Genomic DNA, 24347 nt, shown 5'->3' with positions numbered 1-24347 from the left:
ACGCTGCTTCTTGAACCCCTCGACCCCCATGGCCAGCCCACCGGGCCCGCTACGAGCGGCATTCCACTCCTCGGGGGCAGCAGTCACGATGGAACACGGGTCAGTAGCGCACCACGACAGTGCGCGCCGCACGGTCGTACTTGCTCTGGTGGTAAGTCCCCCGGTCTTTCGCCATCTGCATCAACAGAATCGCGCCGACCAACAAGTTCAGCACCGGAAGCGACAAGAAGGCCGCACGGTCGAACTCGCGGAGGAACGTGTCCTTCCAGGACGGGGGAAGGGTCCCGTCCGACCACAGCCGGACCACCCGCAGCCCGAAGATTCGTTTGCCGATGGTCGTGCCCCACCAGTGCACAAGGGGAAGGAAGTAGAGCAGTCCGCCTGCGGCGAACCCCACTGGTACGAGCACCAGCAGCGCAACGCCATCGCTCGATGCCGCCGCAGCCATAAAGCCGAGGCATGCGAACGCCGACGCGATCACCGTGTCCACGAGACGGGCCGCGACCCTGCGTCCGTTTGACGCCAGCACGAGCACTGGATTTGCTGTCGCCCCGGCAGCCGCCACTGCGTTGGCGGCATACTCGACCAACGCTCCCTCAGGCCGTGTGCCCCGTAGGGGCTCCATGTTGGCCAGGTAGTCCCTGTACCACTCCCGCCCCATCGCCCTGGCAACCATGGAAGGCACTCCCGCGACGCCTTCCCGATTCACCATTGCCACGCCAGCCGTCGCACCACTCATCCCAACATCCGTTTCCCTCGACGCTCAAATTGGCCTTTTTTTCCTCTGCTGTTTTGCAAGGCGATCCTGGAGAGCGGTACGGAAGTGAGCAAGCCGAAGTCCGTCATCCTCGATCACCTCGAGAATATCAAGCGCATTCTCCGTATCTCCCGAAACCGCCTCTCGGTAGATTTCCCAAAGACCGTCCCGCGCCTTTTCGCAGCACTCTTCACCAAGGTCCTCCCGCCCTGCCTCCATCTCACTGGAATGCGACTCTCCAGAGACCAAGAACAGGAGCGTCACCAAGAAATGACTGCGCGCAAAGCGGGCGGGTTCCTCGGTCAGCGCAGCCAGAATCACGGACACTGCGGGGACAGCAGCTTCAAACAGCATGGACTGAATTTCCAGGTGCCCGTCGAAACGATATCCAACCGCATCCTCGGGGGACTTCGCCGCGAGTAGTCGACGGAACGTCTCCGGGATGTGCGCGGCACTTTTTCCGCAGCCACACCGGAACTGTTCCCAGTCATATCTCTCCAGCTCAAGAAGAGCCGCACTCACCATTGTTGCCTCCTACCCGGGGTGACCCTGCTCTGTCGCCAGGAGCGCTCCAGGAACAAAAGAATCCAGCGGGAAGATCCCCTGACACGTCGTGCAGATCTCCATCTCCTGCCAGACTTTACCAAGCCCGTCGTCCACGTCCATCAACCGGCCTGCACGGGTGAAGAGTACATTCGCCGGACTCCATCCAGTGGATTCAAGAATATTCACTTCCGCGCAGTTACCGGCCCCTGAGCAGCCAACCGCGATGTCACCAGTGGTTACATTGATCGCGGCGGAATAAGTCCGGTTCTTCGCAGCGCCAGTGGCGACCGTCCCGACGTCGTCACGAAGGGCATTGGCATCTGACACCCGGCTCTCAAGACTCCAGCTGCCTGGGGCAGGATGGACCTGAACCTTCGGCTGGAACTTGCCTTTGGCTCCACGGCTCCCGCGCGCCGGAACCGATCCGCTCTTGGGCGCTGCAGTGGCGGTGCGCGTAGTGCCACCAGCTGCACCGGAACCGGCAGTCGACTGCGCCGCGCTCTGCGCTGCTCTGGCACCCGACGCCGTCGCCGTCTTGGACGCGGAGGCTGTTTCGGCTCCCTCTGCGACGGCTGCCGCTCCCGCCCCTGCAATGCCCATCGACCCGGCAATTACGGCGCCGCCTTCGGCCGCTACTCCCACGGATGCGCCCACCAGGGCACCTCCGAGACTGCCCGCCTCAGCACCAGCTGTGAAGCCCTCTGCGCCCGCCACCAAAACGGCTGCGCATCCGCCCGCGGTAGCGGCGACGCAGGCGACCACCCCCACCACGACGGCTGTCGCCACCACGGCTGCGATCACCGGATGCTGCTGAATGGCGTGGTAGGCCTTGTGCGCGACATTGGAGACGTGGCAGGACAGGGACCAGCCGCAGCTGTGGTGGGAGCTGCCGCCACCGCTGTGGGATCCGCCGCCGCCACCGCTGTGATGGGTCCCGCTGTCGTTGACCGAGCCGGTGTCGACCAGCGTGGACTTCTGGTCGGCCTGCGCGCAGCTGGTGCAGCCCTGGTCGACGGGCATCTGCAGACCGGAGGGGTCGCTGCCTCTGACGGGGTTGTCGGCCGCGTAGGTGTAGCCGTCGATCTGTTGGGCGTCGGTGAGTTCCAGGATCGGGTCGTCGGAGACGAACCGGCCGATCGTGGGGTCGTACTCCCGGGCTCCCAGGTGTGTCAGGCTGCTGGTGGTGTCCTGGACGCCGGCTACGAAGCCCTTGTCGCCGAGCCAGGCGGTCGCGGTCGGCTGGGTGCCGCGTGTGTTGCCGAAGGGGTCCAGGCGGCGGCGGGTGATCGCCTGTGTGGTGGCGTCGACCGCGGTCTCGGCGGTGTCGTGGGCGTCCGTGACCTGCCACTGCAGGCTGCCTGTGTTACTGCGGACGGCGATCGTCTGCCCGGCCCAGCTGTAGTACCGGGTGCCCGTGGTCGTCGTCGTGCCCTTGGCGAGGCGGACCTCCGTGTCGCCGAGGTAGAGAGTCGTGCCCGAGGCGTCCCGGGACAGCAGTCGGTTGCCGCCCGCGTCGTACAGGTAGGAGGCCGAGGTGCCGTCCGAGTTGGTGACCTTGGCGAGGTGGCCTTCGTCGTCCCAGTCGAGCGTCTGGGTCTTGCCGTTGAGCGTCCGGGTGTGGGTGTTGCCGGACGCGTCGTAGGTGTACGAGTTCGTGGTCGTCGTGCCCGCGGTGACCGTTGTCGACGAGCTCAGGGTGTGGGCCTGGCTGGTGCCCGGCGTCGGGTAGACGAAGGACGTTGTGCTGTCGTTGCCGCCCGTGGCCGTGGCGTGGTTGACCTGCGTCTTGCGGTTACCAAGGTCGTCGTAGGCGAAGCTCTGCCAGTAGGGGGCCGGGCCGCCGAGGACGGCCGTGGACGGGTCGGCGGAGCAGCCGTCGGTGGCGGTCCAGGCCTCGGTGAGGCGGTCGTGGCCGTCGTAGCGGTAGCACTGGACGTCGTCCGTGGCGTCGGCGTGCGTGGCGACCTTGGTGGGGTTGCCGTAGTCGTCGTAGGTGTAGGCGGTGTCCTGGACGGGATCTGTCTGGGCGTCGTCCGTGACGAGTTCACGCTTGAGGCGGTGGGTGCCGTCCTCGTAGGTGTTGGTGATCTGGAGCCATTTTGCGGTGTCGGACGGGGACACCCCCAGCGTCACCTGGCTGATGTCGCTGAGCTTGGTGTAATTCGTTTTCTGAACGTAACCCGTGGCGCCCTTGAGCGTCGTGGGCATGCTCAGGTCGTTGTAGCCGTACTCCAGGGACTCGGAGGGCAGTCCGCCGGCCGCCGGATCGGAGGTCAGCTGGACGCTGCCGTCAAGGTTGTAGCCGATCGTCGACGTGTACGAGCCCGCCAGAGCTTCCTCACCGACGACTGAGGGGATCGTGACCCGTGTGAGGGTCGGCCGGTAGAGGGAGTCGTATGCACCGACCTGGCTGATGTACGCCTTGCCCGAGCTGCCGCCGACGTAGCGGATCGACGACGTGGGCTGGCCCTTGGCGAGCGAGTCGTACGTCCACTTGGCGAGTTCGTGGGCGGCGTCTTTGGTGGTGCCGTCGTACATGTCGGTCTGGCGGCCGAGGACGTCGTAGGAGTAGCTGAGGGTCTTCGCCTCGGCGGTGCCCACCGCGGTCGTGGTGGAGGCGACTTGGTCGAGTTCGTTGTAGGCGGTGGTCGTCGTGCCGGCGTCCGGGTCCATGGAGGTGGTCTTGCGGCCCATCAGGTCGTAGCCGTAGGACCAGGTGTTGCCGTCGTCGTCGACGACCGACTTCAGGCGGCTCTTCGCGTCATAGGAGTACTTGATCGACGTGTACGTGCCGGACGGGCTGCCGTTGTCGTACTGCCGGGTCTCGGTCGTACGGCCGAGGGTGTCCGTCAGGGTCGTGGTCGCGATGCCGCCGTTGGGCGGGGTGACCGTCGTGCGGTCGCCGCCGTACGACGTGGAGGTCGTCCACCGCTTGGCACCGTTGGCGTAGAAGTCGGCTGCCGTGGGCCGGCCCGCGCCGTCGTAGGTGGTGAGGGTCTGGGCGGGGACGGCGGAGGTGATGATGGCCAGGGTGCCGGACGGGTTGGACGCGTCCGTGTAGTCGGCGTCGGCCTCTACCGCGAGGCCTCGGCTGTCGTACTTGGTTTCCGCGATGACGCGGCCGCCGCCTGGCGCGGGGGTCTGCGTCTGGCGGGGGCGCAGCAGTGCGTCGTACAGGGCGTAGGTGGTGTCGTAGGTCGTGCCGTCGTTGTTGAGCTTGCCGGTGGTGACCACCGAGGCGGCCGTGTTGGAGACGGAGTAGCTGTATACGAGGCTCGCGGACTGGTTCGAGGCCTTGGACCGGTTGGCCAGCCACAGTCCGGTGACGCGGCCGAGGCCGTCGTAGGCGTATTCGGTGCGCTTGCCGTTGGGGTCGACGACGGACGTGGCGACGCCGCGGGCGGGGTCGAAGTTCGTGGTCGTCCCGTACGTCTTGGCATCGGAGGTGAGCGTGCTGGTGAGCGGGCCGCCTGTGGCGGGGGTGTACTGGGTGGTGCTGACGGTCGCCGAGTTGGTGTCCTTGACCGAGTCGACGCGGCCCTGGCTGTCGTAGTGGCTGGTGGAGACCGTCTGGTAGACCGGGCTGCCGCCGCTGTAGGAGGACAGCCGCTGGGTGGCGGTCTCGTCGCCGATCGTCGGCGCGGCGCCGAAAGCTTGGCTGTCGTAGAGGGTGCGGACGTCGGAGACGACGTCGTCCGGGCGGTTGGTCGTGGCGCCGCAGGCCACGTCGACCGTCTCGACCCGTACGGGGAAGGCCCGCAGCCAGGCGGTGGTGTTGTCGGCGAGGGTGGTGCGGGTGCACTGTTCGTCGCCGGTGACGGCTGCGTCGCCCGAGTCGTCGACCGTGAGCGCCGCGCCGGTCGTGTCGTCGTAGGTCGTGCTGACGGTGGTGTCGCGGGTACCGCCGGAGGACAGGTCGGTGCGGGTGTGGACGGTCTGGGCGCGGGTGTAGGTGGAGGCGCGTGTGCCGTCCGTGCCGGTCTGACGGATCCACGGGTCGGTGATCGAGCCCGACACCTCGGCGCTGCCGTTGTAGGCGATTGATTCGCGGACGGTGCCGGCGAGCGGATCGGCGTCCGTCACCGTCGTGCCCTTCGAGTCGGTGACCTTGGCGGTGCGCGTGGTCCCGTCGGACTGCTTGTCGCCGTCCATGCCACGGAAGTACGTCGAGACGGTCTTCGTACGGAGGGACTGCGCGTCACCGGACGTCGATGTGACGCTGCCGTAGCCGCGCCAGACCGACCAGGTCTTCCGCTTGGCGGGGGAAGTGACGTTGTCGCTGTCGTAGTGCCAGGCCGGGGCACCGTTGTAGGTGTAGTCGGTCTCCTTCAGCGGGGCCCCGCCGGTCGGGTCCGACTCGGTGACCTGGGTGATGACGTACTTGTGGAACCAGTCCAGTTGGGGATCGGTTGTGTAGGGCGGCTGCCAGTAAGTGGGGAAGCAGCGCAGGGTGTCCGAGTCGGGGCTGCTTGGCATGGTCGTGCCCGCGACGCACTGCGGGTCGGAGTAATTGACCGTGAGGACGGACCCTGTCTCCGAAATGATCTTTCGGACGCGCCACTTGACGAGGGCGGCGATGTCGTCGTGCGTGGTGTCGACGCGGTTGAAGAGCTGGATGCCGTCGAAGGTGACCGGCGGCATGGCCGTGGTCGCGCCGTCCTTGCCGGTGCGGGTGATGGACTGCAGCCACAGGCCCGCGGAGGTGCCGTCCCCGGGGTCGGGGAAGGAGTGGGCGAGCGCCCAGGAGTCGACGTCGCGGTAGGCCGGGGTGGCCAGGCTCGCGTCCCAGATGCTGGTCGTGACGCCGGTGAGTCGCTTGCGGGAGAAGAACGTGGGCCCGGTCGCGTCGCACACCTTGCTGGCGGCGCAGATCTGGTCGAACGGCACGTCTGGCCAGTGCGAGGCCGTGCTGGTGGTGAGCGAGGAGCAGTCCTCGGTGCTGGTCACCAGGCAGCGTTCTGCGGTGGTGAAGGTGACTTTTTCCGGAGCGGTGCCGAAGACAGTGGAGGCGGTGATGCCGTAGTCGATCCGGCTCAGGTAGCCGCCGCGGTCGTACACCGTGCCGTTGGCCGTGGTGGTGCCGTTCTTGGCGTAGTAGTTGGTCTCCTTGGTGTACCAGTACGACATCGCGTTGCCGTGCGGGTCGACCACGTAGTCCAGGTTCCAGCGCCAGGCCTGGGTGAGGGACCTGCCGGAAAAGGCGGTGCCCTGGTCGTAGCCGGGCTCGCCGGAGTCGTCGCCGAAGACTGGTGCGGTGTAGGTGGAGTTGGTGACAGCGGCTCCGGTGGTCCAGCCGGGCAGGCGGTTCTTGCCGAAGACGTACTGAGTGCCGTCCTCGGTGGTGACCGTCCAGTACTCGCCGTCGTCGTCGCCGTTCGTGGCGCCGGTGGAGTGGACGACGCGCTCGCCGTCGTCGGTCTTGGGGTGCCAGGTGCCGCTGGTCTTGTCCTTGATCAGAGGGCTGGACTTGCCGCCGAGGACGAGGGTGGCGTTGTCGTTCGCCCAGCACTCGTCGTTCTTGTCGCTCTGGCCGTCGTCATCACAGGAGTCGTAGGAGCGTTCGATGTAGGAGGTGGAGAGGTCGAAGCCCTCGCCTGCCCAGGACGGCTGGTTGTTGGTGGACGGCAGCCGGCCGTCGATGCTCTGCGAGTCGTAGGTGATCGCCAGGTTCGGGGCGGGACCGCCATTGGAGGGGGGCACGGACAGCGGGTACGACCAGGTGAAGTCACCGCTGGAGCCGCCCGCGTTCCAGGCGGCGGAAGGGTTGAGGGAGGTCGCCTGGTAGGAACCGGCGCCGGAGCTGGCGGCCGCGGCAGTCGCAGCGAAAGCTGTGATCGAGGAAGAACTGACCGGGGCGGTCGTGGTCAGGGTGTGGTGTGCGACGTCGTTCGTGGTGGCGACCGGTGTCGTGGTCCGGCACTTCTTCAGGGCCGGGGTGGTGATCGCGCAGGAGGGGAGGCGGACGAGGGTGAGGCGGGAGGCGTAGTCCCCGCCGTAGGCGTTCGCGAAGCCGGAGTAGTCCAGGGTGAGCCGAGTCTGGGCGGTGCCCTTGCGCCCGTCGGCGCGGGCCACGGAAAGCACGGTGCCGTTGAGGCCGAGGGCGGTCGCGGTGCTGTGTGAGGCCACCTTGACCGTCACCTTGCCCGGGGCGACCCCCTGGGCCGGGGCGCTCACCTTGACCGGCAGTTTGCCGACCGAAGTGGCCTTGGCGAGGGCTGCCCTGCCCGCCACGGGCAGGGTGGCGGCGGACGCGACGGGCCAGGTAGCCGGCTTCGCCACTGCCGCGGCCGTGCGGGCGGCGGCGGCCCGCGTCGGGTCCTTCTTCGTGAACTTGCCGGCCTTGAAGGGCTCGGCCGTGCCGTCCTTGACGTCGGGCGCGTCCACAGTGTTGTGCCCGTGCCGCTCGGTCGCCCAGACAGCTGGGGCCGTGCCCAGCCCCGCGGCCACCAGGGCGCTCGCTGTGACAGCGACGACCCCCAGCTGTGTCCGCCGTAGCCCACCCATGACTGCACTCCCGATCGTGTGACGTGTGAAAAGTCCGCTGGTGATCTGTCGCGTGCGCCGTGTCGGCGGACGGTCCTACAGAGGGATGGGCACTTCGTTGACGTACATCTGGTCGATGGCGGTGTCGGACATCACGCCTGTCCACACCCGTACGTCGTCCACGAGGCCGTGGGCGTAGTCGCTGTAGGCTCCTGTGCTGATCCGCCCGCGGCCGATGTTGAAGGTGCCGGTGGCCTGCCAGGGCTGGGTGAAGACGATGCCATCGCCCGTGTCGTCGTCGGTGTCGGTGTCGCCTTGGGCGCCCTGCCGGACCCCGTTGACGTAGAGGAACAGCTGGTGGTGGGCGCCGTCGTAGACGCCGGTGAGCAGGGTCCAGTCACCGGGGTCGACCAGTTGGGCCGAGGCGATGTTGGCGGGCACGGCCACGACGGCACCGCTGGTGGTGTCGGCGGTGGTGCGGCCGAACACCCACATGCCTTGGGTGGATCCTGCGGCCTGGTCGTACCACAGGCCCCAGGAGTCGCGGACGCCTCCGGACTGAGTGGCGATCCTCATGTGATGGGCCACAGAGGTGTCTGCCAGTGCCGAAGCGTCGAGTTTGGCCCAGGCCGCCACGGTGAAGTCGCCCTGCGAATCGACGATGGGGCCGGTTGTGGTGGCGTTGGCCGTCGACGTTCCAGCCAGGGAGAGGACGTTGCCCTTGCCGCCGTCGGTGTCGGTGGTCCAGGTGCCGCCGGCTGCAACGGTGGCCGGGTGGCCGTATCCGGAGGAGTCGGCGGCGCTCGTTCCCGTGGTCTCTTCCATGCCCCACTCGGCTGCCAGGGCCGGACGGGCCTGACCGGTGCTCGCGTCGGTCGTGGCCTGGAGGTCGGCGATCTCTTCCTCGGAGAGGATCCGGTTCCAGACGGTCACCTCGTCGACCTGTCCGGGGAAGTAGTTGGAGAAGTGGCCGCCGTACTGGCCCCGGGCGATCTGGAGTCCGCCGGTGCCCTGCCATGCGGTGGTGTACGAGACGGGGGCACCCTGCGGGATGCCGTTGACGAACAGCTGGATGGTCTGCTCCTGCGCGTCGTACACACCCATCAAGTGCGTCCAGACACCGGCCTCCGGGAGAGCGGTCGAATTCGAGCGGACGATGGTCGGGGCCACGACGTCGGTGGTGTACCGGTTGAAGACCCAGGCGTTGTAGGAGGTCGAGTAGTACAGGGCAAACGCCGACCCGTTGACCCCGGCCTGGGCCAAGGCCACAGAGTTGTGCGAAAGGTCGTCCAGGCGGGCCCAGGCGGACACCGTGAAGCTCTTGGTGGTGTCCAGCACTGGGGAGGTCGTGGCCGCGTACGACGTGGTGCCGTTGGCCTGCACCGACTTGCCGAGCCTCGCGTGGTCGGACCACGTGGCCGAACCGGCCAGGGTCGCGGTCTTGCCGCCGATCGCATCCGCCGCCGAGGCGCCGGTGCCTTCATCCATGGACCACTGGGAGAGCGGTCCCGCGCCGGCCGCGACCTTGAAGGTGTAGGTGTAGCTGCTCGAGGCGTTGCCCGCGGAGTCCCAGGTCTGCACGGTGAGGGTGTTCACACCGCGGACATCGGGAGCGAGGGAGGTGGCGTAGCTGGTCGTCGCGGCTGTGAAGGTCTTGGTCCGCACCGGGTTGTCATTGAGCTGGTACGTGTACTTGACCACGTCGGTCGCGCCATTGGCCTTGAGTGTGAAGGACGCGGGAGCGCCCACACCTCCGTAGGCCGTGCACTCATCCGGTGCGTCCGGACTCGCACACTCCTGATACGTCGCGGAATCCACATCCGGCTGGACGGGAGCGGAGGTGTCGATCCTGAACCAGCAGGCCGCGCTCCAGGCCGAATACATGTAGCCGGTCGTGCCGCCGAAGGAGTACTTGTACTGGCTACGGGCCCGGAACCAGTAGGTCTGGCCGCTGGCGAGCGCTGCAGTCGTCCATGTACCGGCCGTGCCCGACGTCGTGTATGCCGAGGGGTTGCCTGAGCCGATCAGGGGGTCGCCGGCGTTCGCGTCGTAGCGGTACACCTCGAAATTGGGGCGCAGCGTCGACTGCGAACCGTCCGCCGACTTCGGCGCTGCCGTCAGCGTAGGGGTCGCGTCACGGATCACGGCGCCGGTGCCGAGACTCGTCGCACATGCCACGCTCGGGCTCGACAGCTTTACACCGGTGGGCGCGGACGGCTTGGACACGAACGTCACCGACAGCGTCGGCTTGGTGTCCGACGGCGAGGCGAACTGCTTCCAGGCGATCTCGTCGTCTTCGTCGCCGGGGGCCCGCAGACCGAGCGTCGTGGTCGAGGAGGATTGTCCGGCCGTGTAGCTGACGGCGCTGGTCGCGTCGAAGGAGACGTTCCCGCCGGGGCACGAAGTCGAATAGCCCTTGGCGACGCTGACCGAGTCCACCTGTGCGGCCCAGGACGGCTGCGCCGACCACTTCGTCGATGACGATATCGACCCGGTGCGCCACAACTGCACTGCCTTGGCCGTGCAGTTCGCCGACCACACCTCCAACGCCGTGAAGGTCGCCGAGAGGATCTTCTTGCCGCCCAGAGTGTGGGTGTCGAACTGGTACAGCGAACGCGCCTTCTTGTTGTCCACCCAGGCGTCGTAGCCCACGCCGAGCGAGTGCGAGGTCTTCCAGAAGGACGTGGAGGGTGAACTCGACCACACCGTTGTCCAGCCCGACAGCGACGCGCTGGTCGTCTGCGGGTCCAGCACCACGGGGTACGTGGTGTCAGGGTCGTCAAGGAACGAGCGGTCGGGCTTCAGCGTCAGTGCGTCGTCAGAAACCGTCACGTCCATGACCTGCGACCTGGCCCCCGGGGCTGGACCGTCCAACTCGCCGTCCTGCGTAGTCGCAGCCTGGTCGGACGATGCGGCCGCCACGGTGTACGAAGCCTTCGCGGCCGTGGCCGAATCGATTGCCTGTGGGGACGCGGCGACCGCCGACGAGTCGTACATCAGGGCGGTACCCGTGGTGAACACCGGGCGCCCTTGATCATCCACCAAGGCGGCGCCGCCGGAATGCGTGTCGTACGCGGAGACGCCGTCGGTGGAGACAGGGAAGGCGATGCTCGACAGATTCTCGTTCTGAGCCGCGTCGCGGGACTTGACTACCAGGTTCTCGCTGAAGCCGTCTGCCGTGGCCTGCACTACCAAATCTGTCCCGGGCATGACATCCGGATACGTCGCGGTGGAACCCGACAGCTTCGGCGACGGCAGCGCCCACGGCGAACCGACGCTGTACGTCTTCCCGTCCTGCGTGATGGTGGCGAGGGGGTCGCGTGAGCCGCCTCCGGAGAAAGCGATGTCCGCCGCGGCGGCTTTCGGTACGACGACGCCGGACGAGGTCGCCTCCAGGTCAGTGTCCACCGGGACCCACCCGGACGCCTTGTTCACGCGCACCGGTACCGGATCAAACGCAACGGTGAACGTGCCGTCCGGCTGGGCCGTAACCAATTGCGTGGGAGTCGTCTCCGCACCTACCTCGACAGGCGAATCAGAGTCTGCGGCTTTGCGCGAGGCGACTGCCTCAGGCGACAAGTCCCTGGTGTCGGCTGTCACCGGCGAGGCTTCCGAGACCGTGGCGGCAACCGCCCGGGCATTCGCGGCACCCATCACGGGCACGAGAAGTACCGATGCCACGAGCCAGGCCGTTCGCCCTGACACCCATCTGCCGCTCACACCCGCGCCGACGATACGACGCACTCCACCCCGCCCCATGACCCCCACCTTGCGTTTACATATTCCTCACAGCCGGGTGATCAAAGCCCGGTCGGTCACCTCGCGTCAATCAATCAACGGAAGTACCAATTGGACGAAGTCACCCCATAGGTGACACCGAAAATGCAAAGAAAATAAATAGAGTGAATGATGCAATCACCATCAATGAGTAACGAAAGACCCAAGAGTTCGACCGCAAACGGCCATAGATCCAAAAGATCAACAAGAGGAAGAAAACCCTTGCCCACCTGCTAATCCACACGGTGAAGCCACAGAAGATCACATGTCGCCGACGCGAGGCACGAACCGCTACGACACTGCCAACTCGCTCTGGGAACCCGGGTCCTGGACAGCTCAGGTCACCGTTGCCACGACCCCACCGAGCGCCTGAAGTTGAACGACAAGCTCAGTGGCGATGGCCGAAGAGGAGGACGCGGCGGCAGCCGTCTCGGCCCTCCGCGATGCGGGAGCCGAGGCAAAGACGAGAGAGCAGCCGGAGCCGGACTTCCTGAAGCGCCGAGCACGACCCGACCGACCGGCTGACGGCCCAGGCCCACCAAAAACCTTCGCTCCCGAAGAACTCGCGGAGATCGAGCCCGGCCCGATACACCACCAGCCGCACACGGAACAGGGGCGGCCGGTCCGTTTTCCGCATCGCATTCCAGCCACATCGCGCCAGGCGCCCCAACAGCCCCACGCGTCCCAGCGTGTCGCCCGACCTAGAAAGCCGCCAACCAGGGAACGCCTGGGTAGCGCACGAAATTACCCCAAACCGGCTCGCGACGCAGAGACGCCGAGCAACGACGGGCGGACGTCGCAACGCATCGCGCACCTCAACTTCACAGCCAAAAACACAACTCACCAAGCAGGCCGACGACGAACACTCGAAACCGGCCGCAGGCATATGCGTAACTTGCCATCACGCAACGCATCACTGCAGCCGACCCGGCCGCCGATCTGGACTGCCTGTGCGTAGGCGCCCGAAGCAGCGGTCGCACCGCACAGCGTCGTACGGGGAGACACATCGTGACACGCGCACAACGACGCCCGTCAGGCTTCACCGCAGTTCGCATCCGGAGGCACGCAACCGGGCTACTGATGGCGGGCGGTCTGATCGCTCTGTCGGCCTGCGGGAGCGGCGACGACTCCGACGGCTCCGCCAAGCGCCCTGTCCCCACCAGCAGTGCGCCTGCCCCCGAGACGTCGTCGGCCAGCGCCGATACGCAGAAGCAAGCCAAAGACACTGTGCTGCAGGCGTACGAGGATTTCTGGGCAGAGCAGGTCAAGGCCTACGGGCAGGCCGACATCAAGGGCACCAACCTGAAGAAGTACGCCACGAAGAAAGCGCTCGGTCGTGCCATGGGCGATGTGCTGGTGATGAAGGAAGCCGGCACGACCACCGAAGGCGCACCGACGCACAAGGCAACGGTCACCTCGCTGACACTCACCGGAGACGTCCCCAAAGCCAGCCTGAGTGACTGCCTGGACATCTCAGGCTGGAAGACGGTCAAGACCAAAACGGGCGCGGTGCAGCCGTTCCCGTCCAATCAGCCCCTGCGTTACGTGACGACGGCCAAGGCGGAGAGGTGGGGGAACCAGTGGATGATCACGGATCTCACACCGAACGGGAACCGCACATGCTGAGGCGTTCCTCGCTGGCAATGGTGCTCCCTGCCGCCATGCTCTGCGCGCTCGCAGTCCTACCGGCTGGCGCGGACGACGGCCCGGTCGTCGGCGGGGACTGCGACGGCGCGAGTTCCTTCGTCACCGTCTGCCGACAGGAGCCTGGCAGCTCGAGCGGACAAGACCAGACAAGTGATCAGTCGGGCACAGACGCCGGCCAGGACAGCAAACCTCGCCCGCAGACCTGTTCCGTGGAGCGGCTTGATCCTCAGCCGCCCTCCAGCGATCCGGTCTGGAACGGCCACGAGCCCAGTGACGGCGCGATCTATACGCGGGTCTGCCTCAGCGATGTGCTGGGTAGCGCAACAGGCGCTCAGATCGTCCCGCAGGTCTTCTGGGCGGCCGAGGCCCCTGCAGTCAACGTCGACCCGGAACAGCTGGCACGTGAGGCCGTCGACCGCATGTTGTTGACCGGCCCGGACATCGCCAGCCCCCGCGCTGCCGCCACATACATCGTGGGCATGCCGATGTGGATGTGGGTCAACAAGAGCCCCACCACGTTCGGGCCCAACTCGGCCTCGGCAACGCTGGCGGGTGTGACCGTCACCGCGCAGGCAGAGGTCACCAAGATCGACTGGAAGATGGGCGACGGCTCAGCAATCACCTGCAACGGGCCAGGTACGCCGTACAGGGCTGCATACGGCAAGCAGGAGTCCCCGACGTGCGGCCACACCTATGCCCGCACGTCAGCTTCTCAGCCCGGAGACAAATACAACGTGACCGCAACCGCAACGTGGACCGTGGACTGGCAGGTGAACGGTGGCGGACAGACGGGGCAGTTCACGGAGACCAGGCAGTCCCAGACACAAATGGCAATCGGAGAGCTGCAGGTCGTCAGGTAACGTCGCCAGAAGGGCGGAACGTTGAGCAAGACTCAAGAACGTGTAGGCCCAGTCAGCTCGAACGGAATCCCACCGGTGGGACGTCCGGCGAGCCCGGTGACTCCACCACGGGTTTCAGCCCGCAGACGGCGACCAGGCGTTGTCGCTCTGTCGCTGGCGCTGATCGCCGCCGGAGGCGCTGGTGTGGCCGTCCTGCTGCTTCAGGTCGGCAACCGCACCGAGGTGGTGACCGTGGTCCGCGACGTCCAGGTCGGCCAGGTCCTCACCGAAGGCGACTTGGGCAAGGCCTCCATCGCCCTGGACCCGGCTGTCAAAGCGGTGCGCTCCGACGACGTGGACTCGGTGGTGGGCAAGCGGGCCGCTGTGGAGCTCAAGCCCGGCTCTCTCCTCGTCCCCTCGCAGGTGACGAAGGACTCGCTGGTGAAGGCCGGCGAGCAATTGGTGCCGGTCGGTCTCGAGCCCAAGCAGATCCCCGCCACCGCGCTGGTGCCGGGCCAGAAGGTCCAACTGGTGCATGTCCCCGCCCAGGGGGCGACGGACACCGGCGAGACGTCCGACGCCTCGCCGCAGACCATCGACGGCCGGGTCGTGAAGGCGTCTGGAGCAGCTCCAGGCACCGGGATCGTGGTGGTCGACGTCGCCACATCTGCCACGGACGGTCCCAAGGCTGCCGCATGGGTGGCTGCTGGCGCCCTGCGCCTGGTCCTCGCCGCCCCGGACGGTAGCTGATGGCTGTCATCGCATTGGCGGGATGCAGCGGTGCGCCAGGCGTGACCACAAGTGCCCTGGCGCTGCTGCTGTCTTGGCCGCTGGAGCCGGGTCGGCGGATGATCTTGGCCGAGTGCGACCCAGACGGCGGCGCTGTGCTGCACGGGCTGCTGCAGGGCACGCTCGGGGACCGGTACGGGCTGCGGAACCTCTCCGTCGCCGCCCGGCAGGGCGACCTCGGCGACGCGTTCTGGCGCCAGCTGATCGATCTGGGCAGCGAGGACGGCACGAAGGACGCGCCGCACGACCGGTTGCTGCTGCCTGGCATCACTGATCCCGCGCAGGCGGCGAGTCTGGGCTCGGTGTGGAAGGCGCTTGGCGTCATCTTCCGTGGCATCGCGGCCGAGCACGGTCACGACGTTCTGATCGACCTCGGCCGCCGGGGTGCCTTCGGGCCGTCCGGTGTCCTGGCCGAGCAGGCCGACGCCGTGTTCGTGGTCGTGCGCAACACCCTGCGCTGTCTCCAAGCAGCAGAGGGGCGGGTGCGCGCGCTGGAGGAACGGGTCGGTGACGTCAGCGTGCTGATGATCAACGAGGGTCCGTATCCCGCGGGCGAGGTGCAGCGCGTGCTCCAGGTGCCGGTGGTCGCGACCCTGCCATACGCACCCAAGGACGCCAAGGTGCTGTCCGACGGCGCGGAGCAGCCGCGTCACTTCACCAGGTCACCGCTGATGAAGGCTGCCCGTACGGGCAGCGCGCTGGTGGTTCAGCGGGCTGCGCTGCGTCGGGCGCGCCTCGATCCGGCTGGCGCGCGCGTCGGGGACGGCGAGGTGACCCGTGCGCGGTAAGCCTCTGCACACCGATCCCACAGTGGCTCCGCCGCCTGGCCGGTCCCAGCAGGCGTGGAAGCACCAGGTAGACGGCGTCTCTGCCGGTGCTGCCTCGAGTACGCAGGTGCTCGGCGCCACGGCTCCTCAGGTCACCGTCGACTACAAGGTCGCCCGGCATATCGCTGCGCAGGTCGCCAAGCAGCGCGAGGAGCTGCTGAAGACGACACCGGACATGGACCGGGCGAGCGAGGAGCAGCGCTGCCTGGACTGGATCAACGAGGCCGTGGCCTTGTGGTCGGATGCCCAGGCGATGGTTCCGCAGGAAGACGAAGCTCTGCGGCGTGCCGTCTACGACCTGCTCTTCCGTGCTGGCCGGCTCCAGCCGTACCTGGACGATGAGCGGGTCGAGGACATCATCATCCAGGGCCCGGGCGAGGTGTGGCTCGACTACGGCGACGGCGAGCGCCGCCGGGTGGGCCCGATCGCGGACTCCGAGGAGGAACTGCTGGAGCTGCTGCGGGAGTTGGCCCGAGGCTCTGGGCACAACGAGCGCACCATCTCCACCGCGAACCCCACCCTCGCTCTGTCTCTGCAGGACGGTTCCCGTCTCCAGGCCATCACGGGGCTCGGCCCGATGACCTATGCGGTCATCCGCCGGCACCGGGTCTCCCACGCCGACCTGGACGACCTCGTACGGCTGGGCACCATCGACCCGGTCCTGCGGGAGTTCCTCGGCGCGTGTGTGCGCGCGGAGAAGAACATCATGATCGCGGGGAAGCAGAAGGCCGGGAAGACCACCCTCCTGCGGGCGATGCTCAAGGAGTTCGACCCCGAGACTCGGTTCGCGACCATCCAGACCGAGGACGAGCTTTTCGCCCACGCCAACGGCTACCACCAGCAGGTCGTCTCCCTGGTCGGGCGCGAGTCCAACGGGGAGAAGGACGTCACCGGCCGCGGCGCCGGCGAGGTCACGCTGCTGGATTTGATGCACCCGGCGCTGCGGATGTCGCTGGAGCGGATCGTGGTCGGAGAGGTCCGCGGCCCCGAGGTCGTGGCCATGATGCAGGCGTTGACGAACGGCTCGGGCGGCAATCTGTGCACGATCCACGCGCGTCGCCCGGACATCATCTTTGACCGGATCGCCGAGCTGTATGCGCTGGCCCAGGGCAACCTGTCCGAAGCGCTGGCCTACCGGCAGACCGCCAACGGCCTGGACTTCATCGTCTACGTCGACATGACGGACGAGACGCAGATCGGTGGCCGCCGCCACCGCTACGTCTCCCACGTGCTGGAGCTGACCGGGATCGGCGAGAACGGCCGGCCGGCGACCAACACGGTCTTCTCCCCCGGCAGGGAGTGGGGGGACCTGCGGGCCGTTCCCCGGATGGACCCGGGCTGCGTTGATGACCTGCGCCGCGTCGGCTTCGACTCCTCACTGTTGCAGCAGTCCTACGGGGCCTGGCAGGCGCCGCTCCCGCTGAAGGTGGGGGCGGGCCGATGACGCTGCTGTTCGGGCTGCTGTGCGGTATGGCCGTAGTCGGTGGGCTGCTCGGTGCCGTGGCGGGTCTCGTGGGCACCACGGCGCCTCGCCGGGCCCCGCTGCACCGGCGCTGGCAGGCATCCCTGCGTGGTGGGAGGAACCAGAGTGATGACACCCGGATGCGACGGCGGACGCTCATGGTCGCGGCCGTTGTGGTGTTCGTGACCGTGTGGCTGGTCTCGGGGAACTTCGTCGGCGGCGCGCTGCTCGGCGCCGGCGTCATCGGCGTGCCCTGGCTGATCACCCCGGCGCAGATGGCGAAGGACCGCATCGGCCAGCTGGAGGCGTTGAGCGAGTGGACCCAGCGCCTGGCCGGCCTGCTGCGCCTCGGCATGGGCTTGGAGCAGGCGATGATGACCAGCCGCAAGGGCGCGCCGGACGAGCTCGCTCCGCAGATCGTCGCCCTGTCCGACCGGCTGCGTCTGGGGTGGCGGCCGGAAGGAGCGCTCCGCGCGTTCGCGGATGAGCTAGATGATGTGACGGCGGACAAGGTGGTCGCCGCGCTCATCCTGTCGGTCAACGACCGCGGACCGGGGCTGGCTCAGGCGCTGGAGGACCTGGCGGGCACGGTCCGCGACGAGGTCGCGAAGAAGCGCGCCATCGAGGCGGACCGGGCGAAGCCGCGGACCACGGTGCGGTGGATGACCATCATCACCGTGGGGGTCGTGGTGGCCGGGTTCTTCGTGCCCTCTTACACCAAGCCCTACTCCACTCTCCTGGGACAGCTCGTGCTCGCCTTCCTGACGGCCGGATTCGTCGGCGTGCTCGCCCTGATGCGGCAGCTGGGCAACTTCCGCCGCATCCCGCGCTTCCTGGTCACTGACCCGACCAGCACCGTCCGCCTGCCCTCGGCCGCGCCGGAGCCGGACCTGCCGATCGCTGCCCGCGAGCCGGAAGGAGCCACCCCGTGAACCTGATCCCCGTGGTGTTGTCCGGCGGTACGGTCGGCGCCGGCGTCGCTCTGCTGATCCGTGAGCTCCTGCAGCCCCAGCCCGCGCTGGGGCCGGCCCTGAGGCGTAGTGCCCCGGCGACCTTGACGATGCCCGAGCCGGACCTGGACCGCGAGGAGGTGTGGGGCCGGTGGCTGCTGCCCCGCCTCGAGCGCCTGCCGGGAGTTCGGGTCCCCACCACGAACCTGGCCCTGCTCGGTCAGGGGCCGGGCCAGTTCATGCTCAAGAAGACCGCGCTCGCCGCGCTCGGGCTGCTCTGCCCGGTGATCGCGACGATCCCCTGGATCATCGCCGGCGTCTCCCTGCCGTTCTACGTGCCCGCCGGTGTCGGAATGGTCATCGCAGGGCTGCTGTTCATCACCCCGGATCTCGCGGTGCGCGACCAGGCCAAGCGGGCGCGGGAAGAGTTCGCCCACGCCCTGTCCGCCTACCTCGACCTGGTCGCGCTCAAGCGGGCCGCCGACGCCGGCCCCGCCGAAGCGCTGGAGAAGGCCGCCGAGGTCGGCGAGGGCTGGCCCTTCCTGTATCTGCAGGGCGCCCTGCGCCGCGCCCGGCTGGAGAAGATCCCGCCGTATCAGGCACTCACAGAGTTGTCCGCCCAGTACGACCTGCCCGTCCTCGACGACGTCGCCGACATCATGCGCGGCAGCGCCACCGACGGCGCCGCCGTCTACAAGGCGCTGCGGGCCCGCACCGCCGCCCTCAACGCCGAACTGCTGGCCGACCAGGCCGCGGAGGCCAACGCCGCCAGCGAGAAGATGACCGCTCCGGGAGCCCTGCTCGCTGTCCTGGTCATGCTCCTGATGGCGTTCCCCGCGGTCATCCGCATGCTCACCGTCTAGACCACCTCGAATTGCTGGACCGCTGAAGGAGCAAGGAGAACCGATCATGAAACACACCGCAGCCCGCACCTACCGTGCGGCGCACTGGCTGACCACACGCCTGCAAGAGAGCCTGGAGGAGGCAAAGCAGCGACCGGACCGCGGCGACATCAGCACGACGACCGTCATCATCTGGGTAGCGGCCGTCACCGGCGCCGTACTGATCGCCGGGACCATCGCCATCGTGATCACCAAATACAACGGCAAGCTCAGCGGGCTGTAGCGATGTCTCAACCGGAGCGGCTGAAGGACTGGTGGCAGGGCCGAAGATGGCGCGACGACCGAGGCGACACCAGCATCCAGATGGCGATCATCTTCCCGTTCGTACTGCTCGCCACCGTCGCCGTCATCCAGGCCTCCATGTGGTACTACGCCCGGCAGATCGCTCTGACCGCTGCCCGCGAGGGCCTCACCGCCGCCCGCGCCTACCAGTCGAGCCCGGCCGAAGGTGCCGCCCAGGCACAGGACGTGCTGGGCCGCACGGCGGGTGACAGCCTGCGCGGCTACAGCGTCTCCGCCAGCAGTGACGGGCAGCGGGTGCGGGTCCAGGTGTCCGGCACCGCCCTGTCGATGATCCCGGGTGTCTCAGGCCTGCAGATCACGCAGTCGGCATCCGGCCCCCTGGAGCGCTGGGTACCGGCGGAGTGAACAACGTGCGATCCATGGCCCATTGGGCTCGCAGAGCCCGCAGCGATCAGGGGAGTGCCGCGATCGAGGCGGCGATCGTCCTCCCCGCATTGATCATGTTCCTGTGCCTGGCGATCGCCGGCGGCCGGATCGTGACCTCCGGCGCGAAGATCGACTCGGCGGCCGAGGACGCGGCGAGGGAGGCGTCCATCCACCGCACGGCGGCGGCCGCCCAGAGCGCCGCGCAGTCGGCAGCCGCCGAGTCCCTGGAGGACCAGGGCATCACATGCGCGTCGACGTCCGTCAGCATCAACACCGGCGGTCTCAGCGTTCCAGTGGGGCAGGTCGGCACGGTCACCGTGACCGTGACCTGCACCGTCAATCTGGCAGACCTTCTACTTCCGGGCGTGCCAGGAGCCAAGACCCTCACGTCGACCGCGACCTCGGTAGTGGATCAGTACAGGCAGAGGGGTGACTGATGACCTTCCAACAGATGTGCCTGCGCCGAGGACAGTTGGACGACCAGGGAGGCGTCACCGTCTTCGTCGCCGTCTGCGTCATCGCCCTGATCGGGATCATCGGCGTCGCCGTCGACGGCGGCAGCAAGATGCGGGCCACCGAGCGCGCCGACTACATCGCCGGCGAAGCCGCGCGAGCCGGCGGGCAGGCCATCAATCCTGCCGACGCGATCAGCGGGAAGGCGGTCGTCGTGGATCCGCAGGCCGCGGCCGCCGCCGCCCAGACCTACCTGCGCTCCGCCGGTGCCACCGGCACGGTCAGCGTGTCCGCCGACGACAAGACCCTCACCGTCACGATCACCGGCTCATACAACACAAAGTTCCTATCGGTGGTGGGGATCGGCTCACTGCCGGTGTCCGGCCACGGCAAGGCCACCCTCCTGCACGGCGTCACGGCTCCCGAAGGAAACTGATGCGCACCACCCCCTCTCCCACCGCAACCGCCGGCCGCACCCTGGCACGGGTCCTCAAAGCCGTGCTGAGCCTGCTGGCCCTGGCAGTCGCGGTCGCCGGGCTGCCGCTGCTGCTGGCCTGGGCCACCCCGGTCATCTGGGCTGCCACCCATGACGACCTCACGCACCTGCTCGACCGGCAGGACACCGGCAGCGTGTTCCTGCTGCTGCTCGTCGCGGTGGGCTGGATCGGCTGGTTGCAGTTCACGTTCTGCGCCGTACGCGAGCTGATCGCACAGGTGCGGGGCCGGACCTGGCACGCCCCGCGCGGGATGGGCGCCTCGCAACGCGCCGCGGCTCTCCTGATCGGCAGCATCCTGGTGCTGCTGCCCACCAGCTCGGCGCTGGCATCCGACGCCCAGGCCGCACCAGCCACCGCGGCGACCCGCGTCCCCGGGCCAGCCCAAGCGCAGGCCGCCGAGACCGAGCAGGCTCAGGCGCCCGCGGCGAGCACCCCTGAGTCCCGCACGACGTACACGGTGCGCGAGACCCGGCCCGCGGAGAGCCTGTGGGGCATCGCCGAAAAGCAGCTGGGAGACGGCGAGCGGTGGCGGGAGATCGCCGACCTGAACGAGGGCCGGACCATGGCCGACGGCACAGTCTTCCGCGCGAACAGCTTTCTGCAACCCGGCTGGCAACTGCAGATGCCCGACACCGCCGCGGCCGCGGGAGGCGCCCGTACGCAGCTCGGTGACAGCGCCCCGGCTGCCGGCAAGAAGGACGGGCACGTCGTCACGGTCCACTCCGGCGACTACCTGTCGAAGATCGCGGAGGAAGAGCTCGGCGACGGAAACGAATGGCCTCAGCTGTTCGAGGCCAGCAGGGGCAAGCCACAGCCGCACGGCCTGCCCGAGATCACCGACCCCGACGTCGTCTACGCGGGACAGCAAGTCACCGTGCCCGGTGCCGAGACCGACCAGCGGCCACGAGACCGCGGCCAGGGTGAGGAGTCGGGCAGCCAGGAGGCCACTCCCCCGGCCCCCCAGAACCCCGACGGCGCACAAAGGCCGGGCGACGGTACGGGCAACGCGCAGGCGCCTGTGCCCAGCCAGAGCGCGACGCCCGCACCGCAGTCGTCGGCGCCCACTGCACCGTCCAGTCGTCCGGAGCAGCGGCCTGGGCAGGAACAGGACTCTCCGCCCGCAGCAGCGTCGGCGACGCCCGAGCCCACCGCCAGTGTCTCGTCTCCGACCGCCTCCCCGCCGGCGTCGGCGGAGCGGTCCGGTGGCGCTGCCTCCACCCCCAGCACGCCAGCGCCTCAGACCCCGGCGACGTCGCCGGCCAGCAGCCCGCTGAACCTGCGGATCGTGCTCGGCGCCGGTGCGCTGCTCGCTGCCGCCATCACCGGTGCGCTCGCCCTGCGCAGGACGCTGCAGCGCCGGCGCCGCAAACCGGGCGAAACGATCGCCATCGCGTCGGAGACGTCCGCCGCCGAGGCCCAATTGGCGGCGGCAGCCGAGCCCAGCGGCGCTGCCCGTCTGGATGTGTCGCTGCGTACCCTGGCCCACCACGTGGCCCTGCAGGGAGAGGACGCGGTCCTGCCTCCGTTACGGGCCGCCCGCATCGGAACCCGCACGGTGGAGGTGCTGCCCGAGGACCTCGCCCAGGAACCGGTGGCCCCCTTCACCTCCGGGCAGGCCGGCTGGTGGGTCCTGCCCGCCGATGCCACACTCCTAGACGACGAGGCCGCCCGCGACGTGGCGGCGCCGTACCCGGCGCTGGTCACGATCGGCAGCACCGAGTCGGGCGATCTGTTGCTGCTGAACCTCGCCGGGCTGCCCGCGCTGCTGCTGGACGGCAACCTGGTCCACATCACCGAGGTATGTGCCTCGCTCGCCCTGGAACTCGGGATGAGTCCGTGGACATCCGAAGTCGAGGTCGTCACCGTCGGGTTCGGCGAGGACCTGCCCCAACTGCTGCCCACCGCGCGGATCGCCCACATGCGGCAGGCCGCCCACGCGCTGCGCGATCTAAGCGAACGCCTTCTGGAAGCGCACCAGATGCACGAAAACCAGCATCAGCCGTACCTGGTCCTGTGCGCGGCCTCCCTGGACGAGGACACGGCCTGGCAGTTCGCCGACGTCATCGACCGGGCGGGGATGGTGCCCGTCACCCTGATCGCCCCGGCGAGTACGGCGGCCGCCCGCTTCCCCGAGGCGGAGATCCTCAACGCCTCCCTCAACGAGCCGCAGACGCTCGACTACGCCGGCGCCGACATCACGGTGCAGCGTCTGGAGCACGCCGCCTACCTGCAGATCACCACCGCGTTGAAGGTTTCCGGGCAGCCCTCCCACCCGGCCGAGGGGCCCTGGCAGGACATCCCGGACGAGCTCGACAGCAGGCAGCCCGAGCCGGTATCGCCCGCGGAGCCGACCGTGCCCTCGCCCGCCGCCGCCCCGATCCCGTCGCGGACGGCGGCAACGGAGGTGAGCGGTGAGGTCTTCCCAGCCCTGCTCGCCGCCAGCACCGATCCGTCCGGGCTCCGTCTCCTCTCCCCCGCCGCGCCGTCATCTGGGCTCAGCAACGACGCTGGCCCGGAGACGAGGCCTTCCATGCCAGCATCCGCGAGTGCCGCAGACTCCACTTACGCGGCAGAGACAGCGGCTGCGGACGGTCCGGCGGCCGCATTCGAGGAGCCCGCCTCGGCGGAGGCGGAAGAGTCCAGGGCGCACGAACTGCACGCCCCGGAGATCCGGGTCCTGGGGCCGGTCGAGGTGACAGGCGTGGACAGCACGGGCCACGGCCCGAGGATGGCGCAGCTTGCCGCGTTGCTGTATTTCCGGCCGGGGCGGAGTGCGGATGTCCTGTGTTCGGACATGGATCCCGTCAGTCCGTGGTCGACGGCCACCCTCAACGCAAGGATGCAGGGTCTGCGGAGCTCCCTGGGCAGCGACCCGACCGGCAATGTCTACGTGCCGCGCCGTAAGGCGGGCGACGACCCGTACCGGCTCACTGCCAGCGTGCGATGCGACTGGACCCGATTCCTCCAGCTCGTCGAACGCGCGCTGCCGCTGGGGACGTCCGGCCTTCCCGACCTGGAGAAGGCGCTGACTCTGGTGCGGGGCAAGCCGTTCGGCGGTCGGCCACTGCCCTGGGCCGAGCCCTACCAACAGGAAATGATCACGCGGATCGTCGACGTCGCGCACACCGTGGCCACCTACCGCATTCCCGCAGGCCCGCATCATGATCTGGACGCTGCGCGCCGGGCCGTCTCGACCGGTCTCGACGTCGACGATTCGGCTGAGCTCCTCTACCGGGATTGGATGCGTCTCGAGGCTGCGCGCGGGAACCGCTCCGGGCTGCACACCGCGATCACGCGCGTGCAGCAGGTCAACCGGGAGTTGGACTGCTCGCTCGAGATGGAGACCACGCAGCTCATCAACGAACTCCTCAACGGCTCGGGCACCGCACGCAAGGCAGGCGCTGTAGCCGAGTAGTGGCGAGCGCCCCGACGCTCTGATCACCGCAGACGACGTCCACGCCCACCAGTTGTAAGGACATGGGAAGCGGCGCGGCTAGGGGTCGGCCGCCGCTGACCGCGCGTTGAAATCTGCCACCTGACCAGCGGCTGAGGTGCCGGACACCTCCGCGGGCGCGGAGCGGACGGTATGGCGGCACGGTCGCCCGCTGGCTCATCGACAACGCCGACAAGTAGGTCGTCGACGGTAGTGATGCCGATCTCGAATCGGTGAACCTTCAACCGGACCGCCTACATCAACATCATCCGGCGATAACCTGCCGATCCGTCACAACCCTGGGGGGATCATGACC

General features: G+C 68.3%; 16 protein-coding genes. 12 read left to right on the top strand and 4 right to left on the bottom strand.

All coding sequences use genetic code 11. From position 1 onward, the window contains the following. Nucleotides 1-100: 100 nt before the first annotated feature. The 4 genes from OHU34_RS45330 to OHU34_RS45315 form a co-directional block, all read right to left on the bottom strand. Nucleotides 101-625, bottom strand: coding sequence for an RDD family protein (locus tag OHU34_RS45330; RefSeq protein WP_405772828.1), 525 nt, complete (start codon nucleotides 623-625; stop codon nucleotides 101-103). A 138-nt stretch (nucleotides 626-763) separates the two neighbouring features. Then, on the bottom strand, nucleotides 764-1282 hold the full coding sequence (locus tag OHU34_RS45325; protein WP_331733751.1) for a hypothetical protein: 519 nt from the start codon (nucleotides 1280-1282) through the stop codon (nucleotides 764-766). A gap of 9 nt (nucleotides 1283-1291) precedes the next feature. Next, entirely contained in the window at nucleotides 1292-7807 is a 6516-nt protein-coding gene (locus tag OHU34_RS45320) for an RHS repeat-associated core domain-containing protein (RefSeq protein ID WP_331733750.1), read from the bottom strand. 75 nt (nucleotides 7808-7882) lie between these two features. After that, nucleotides 7883-11194 carry a LamG-like jellyroll fold domain-containing protein gene (locus OHU34_RS45315; RefSeq protein WP_331733749.1) on the bottom strand — a complete coding sequence of 1104 codons (3312 nt, stop codon included), beginning with the start codon at nucleotides 11192-11194 and terminating at the stop codon, nucleotides 7883-7885. 1377 nt (nucleotides 11195-12571) lie between these two features. On the opposite strand from OHU34_RS45315, the gene OHU34_RS45310 reads away from it, so the two are divergent. From OHU34_RS45310 to OHU34_RS45255, 12 genes are all read left to right on the top strand, one after another. After that, nucleotides 12572-13189, top strand: a complete 618-nt coding sequence (locus tag OHU34_RS45310) for a hypothetical protein (protein ID WP_331733748.1) — start codon at nucleotides 12572-12574, stop codon at nucleotides 13187-13189. After that, complete coding sequence (locus tag OHU34_RS45305; RefSeq protein ID WP_331733747.1) at nucleotides 13183-14070, top strand: ATP/GTP-binding protein; 888 nt, start codon at nucleotides 13183-13185, stop codon at nucleotides 14068-14070. Before OHU34_RS45310 ends, OHU34_RS45305 begins: the two co-directional genes overlap by 7 nt. 66 nt (nucleotides 14071-14136) lie before the next feature. Beyond that, nucleotides 14137-14799: an SAF domain-containing protein gene (locus tag OHU34_RS45300; protein ID WP_331734016.1), complete on the top strand. Its 663-nt coding sequence runs from the start codon at nucleotides 14137-14139 to the stop codon at nucleotides 14797-14799. Further along, the gene (locus OHU34_RS45295; RefSeq protein WP_331733746.1) at nucleotides 14799-15626 is read left to right on the top strand and encodes a hypothetical protein; all 828 of its coding nucleotides are present in this window, start codon (nucleotides 14799-14801) and stop codon (nucleotides 15624-15626) included. The genes OHU34_RS45300 and OHU34_RS45295 overlap by 1 nt, the downstream gene beginning before the upstream one ends. Further along, nucleotides 15616-17109, top strand: a complete 1494-nt coding sequence (locus tag OHU34_RS45290; RefSeq protein WP_405772742.1) for a CpaF family protein — start codon at nucleotides 15616-15618, stop codon at nucleotides 17107-17109. Before OHU34_RS45295 ends, OHU34_RS45290 begins: the two co-directional genes overlap by 11 nt. Next, nucleotides 17106-18059: a type II secretion system F family protein gene (locus tag OHU34_RS45285; RefSeq protein WP_331733744.1), complete on the top strand. Its 954-nt coding sequence runs from the start codon at nucleotides 17106-17108 to the stop codon at nucleotides 18057-18059. Before OHU34_RS45290 ends, OHU34_RS45285 begins: the two co-directional genes overlap by 4 nt. After that, a complete protein-coding gene (locus tag OHU34_RS45280) occupies nucleotides 18056-18940 on the top strand; it encodes a type II secretion system F family protein (RefSeq protein ID WP_331733743.1) in 885 nt (294 codons plus the stop codon). The genes OHU34_RS45285 and OHU34_RS45280 overlap by 4 nt, the downstream gene beginning before the upstream one ends. 46 nt (nucleotides 18941-18986) lie before the next feature. Next, nucleotides 18987-19202: a hypothetical protein gene (locus OHU34_RS45275; protein ID WP_331733742.1), complete on the top strand. Its 216-nt coding sequence runs from the start codon at nucleotides 18987-18989 to the stop codon at nucleotides 19200-19202. A gap of 2 nt (nucleotides 19203-19204) precedes the next feature. Continuing rightward, entirely contained in the window at nucleotides 19205-19627 is a 423-nt protein-coding gene (locus OHU34_RS45270) for a TadE family protein (RefSeq protein ID WP_331733741.1), read from the top strand. 14 nt (nucleotides 19628-19641) lie between these two features. After that, complete coding sequence (locus OHU34_RS45265) at nucleotides 19642-20085, top strand: TadE family protein (RefSeq protein ID WP_331733739.1); 444 nt, start codon at nucleotides 19642-19644, stop codon at nucleotides 20083-20085. Next, nucleotides 20085-20537, top strand: coding sequence for a Tad domain-containing protein (locus OHU34_RS45260; RefSeq protein ID WP_331733737.1), 453 nt, complete (start codon nucleotides 20085-20087; stop codon nucleotides 20535-20537). The genes OHU34_RS45265 and OHU34_RS45260 overlap by 1 nt, the downstream gene beginning before the upstream one ends. After that, complete coding sequence (locus OHU34_RS45255; protein ID WP_331733735.1) at nucleotides 20537-24013, top strand: hypothetical protein; 3477 nt, start codon at nucleotides 20537-20539, stop codon at nucleotides 24011-24013. Before OHU34_RS45260 ends, OHU34_RS45255 begins: the two co-directional genes overlap by 1 nt. Nucleotides 24014-24347: the final 334 nt, after the last annotated feature.

The organism is Streptomyces sp. NBC_00080, assembly GCF_045041255.1.
Classification (GTDB): Bacteria; Actinomycetota; Actinomycetes; order Streptomycetales; family Streptomycetaceae; genus Streptomyces; species Streptomyces coriariae.
Note: the sequence above shows the minus strand (reverse complement) of the source record. Positions and strands in the feature narration are given on the sequence as shown.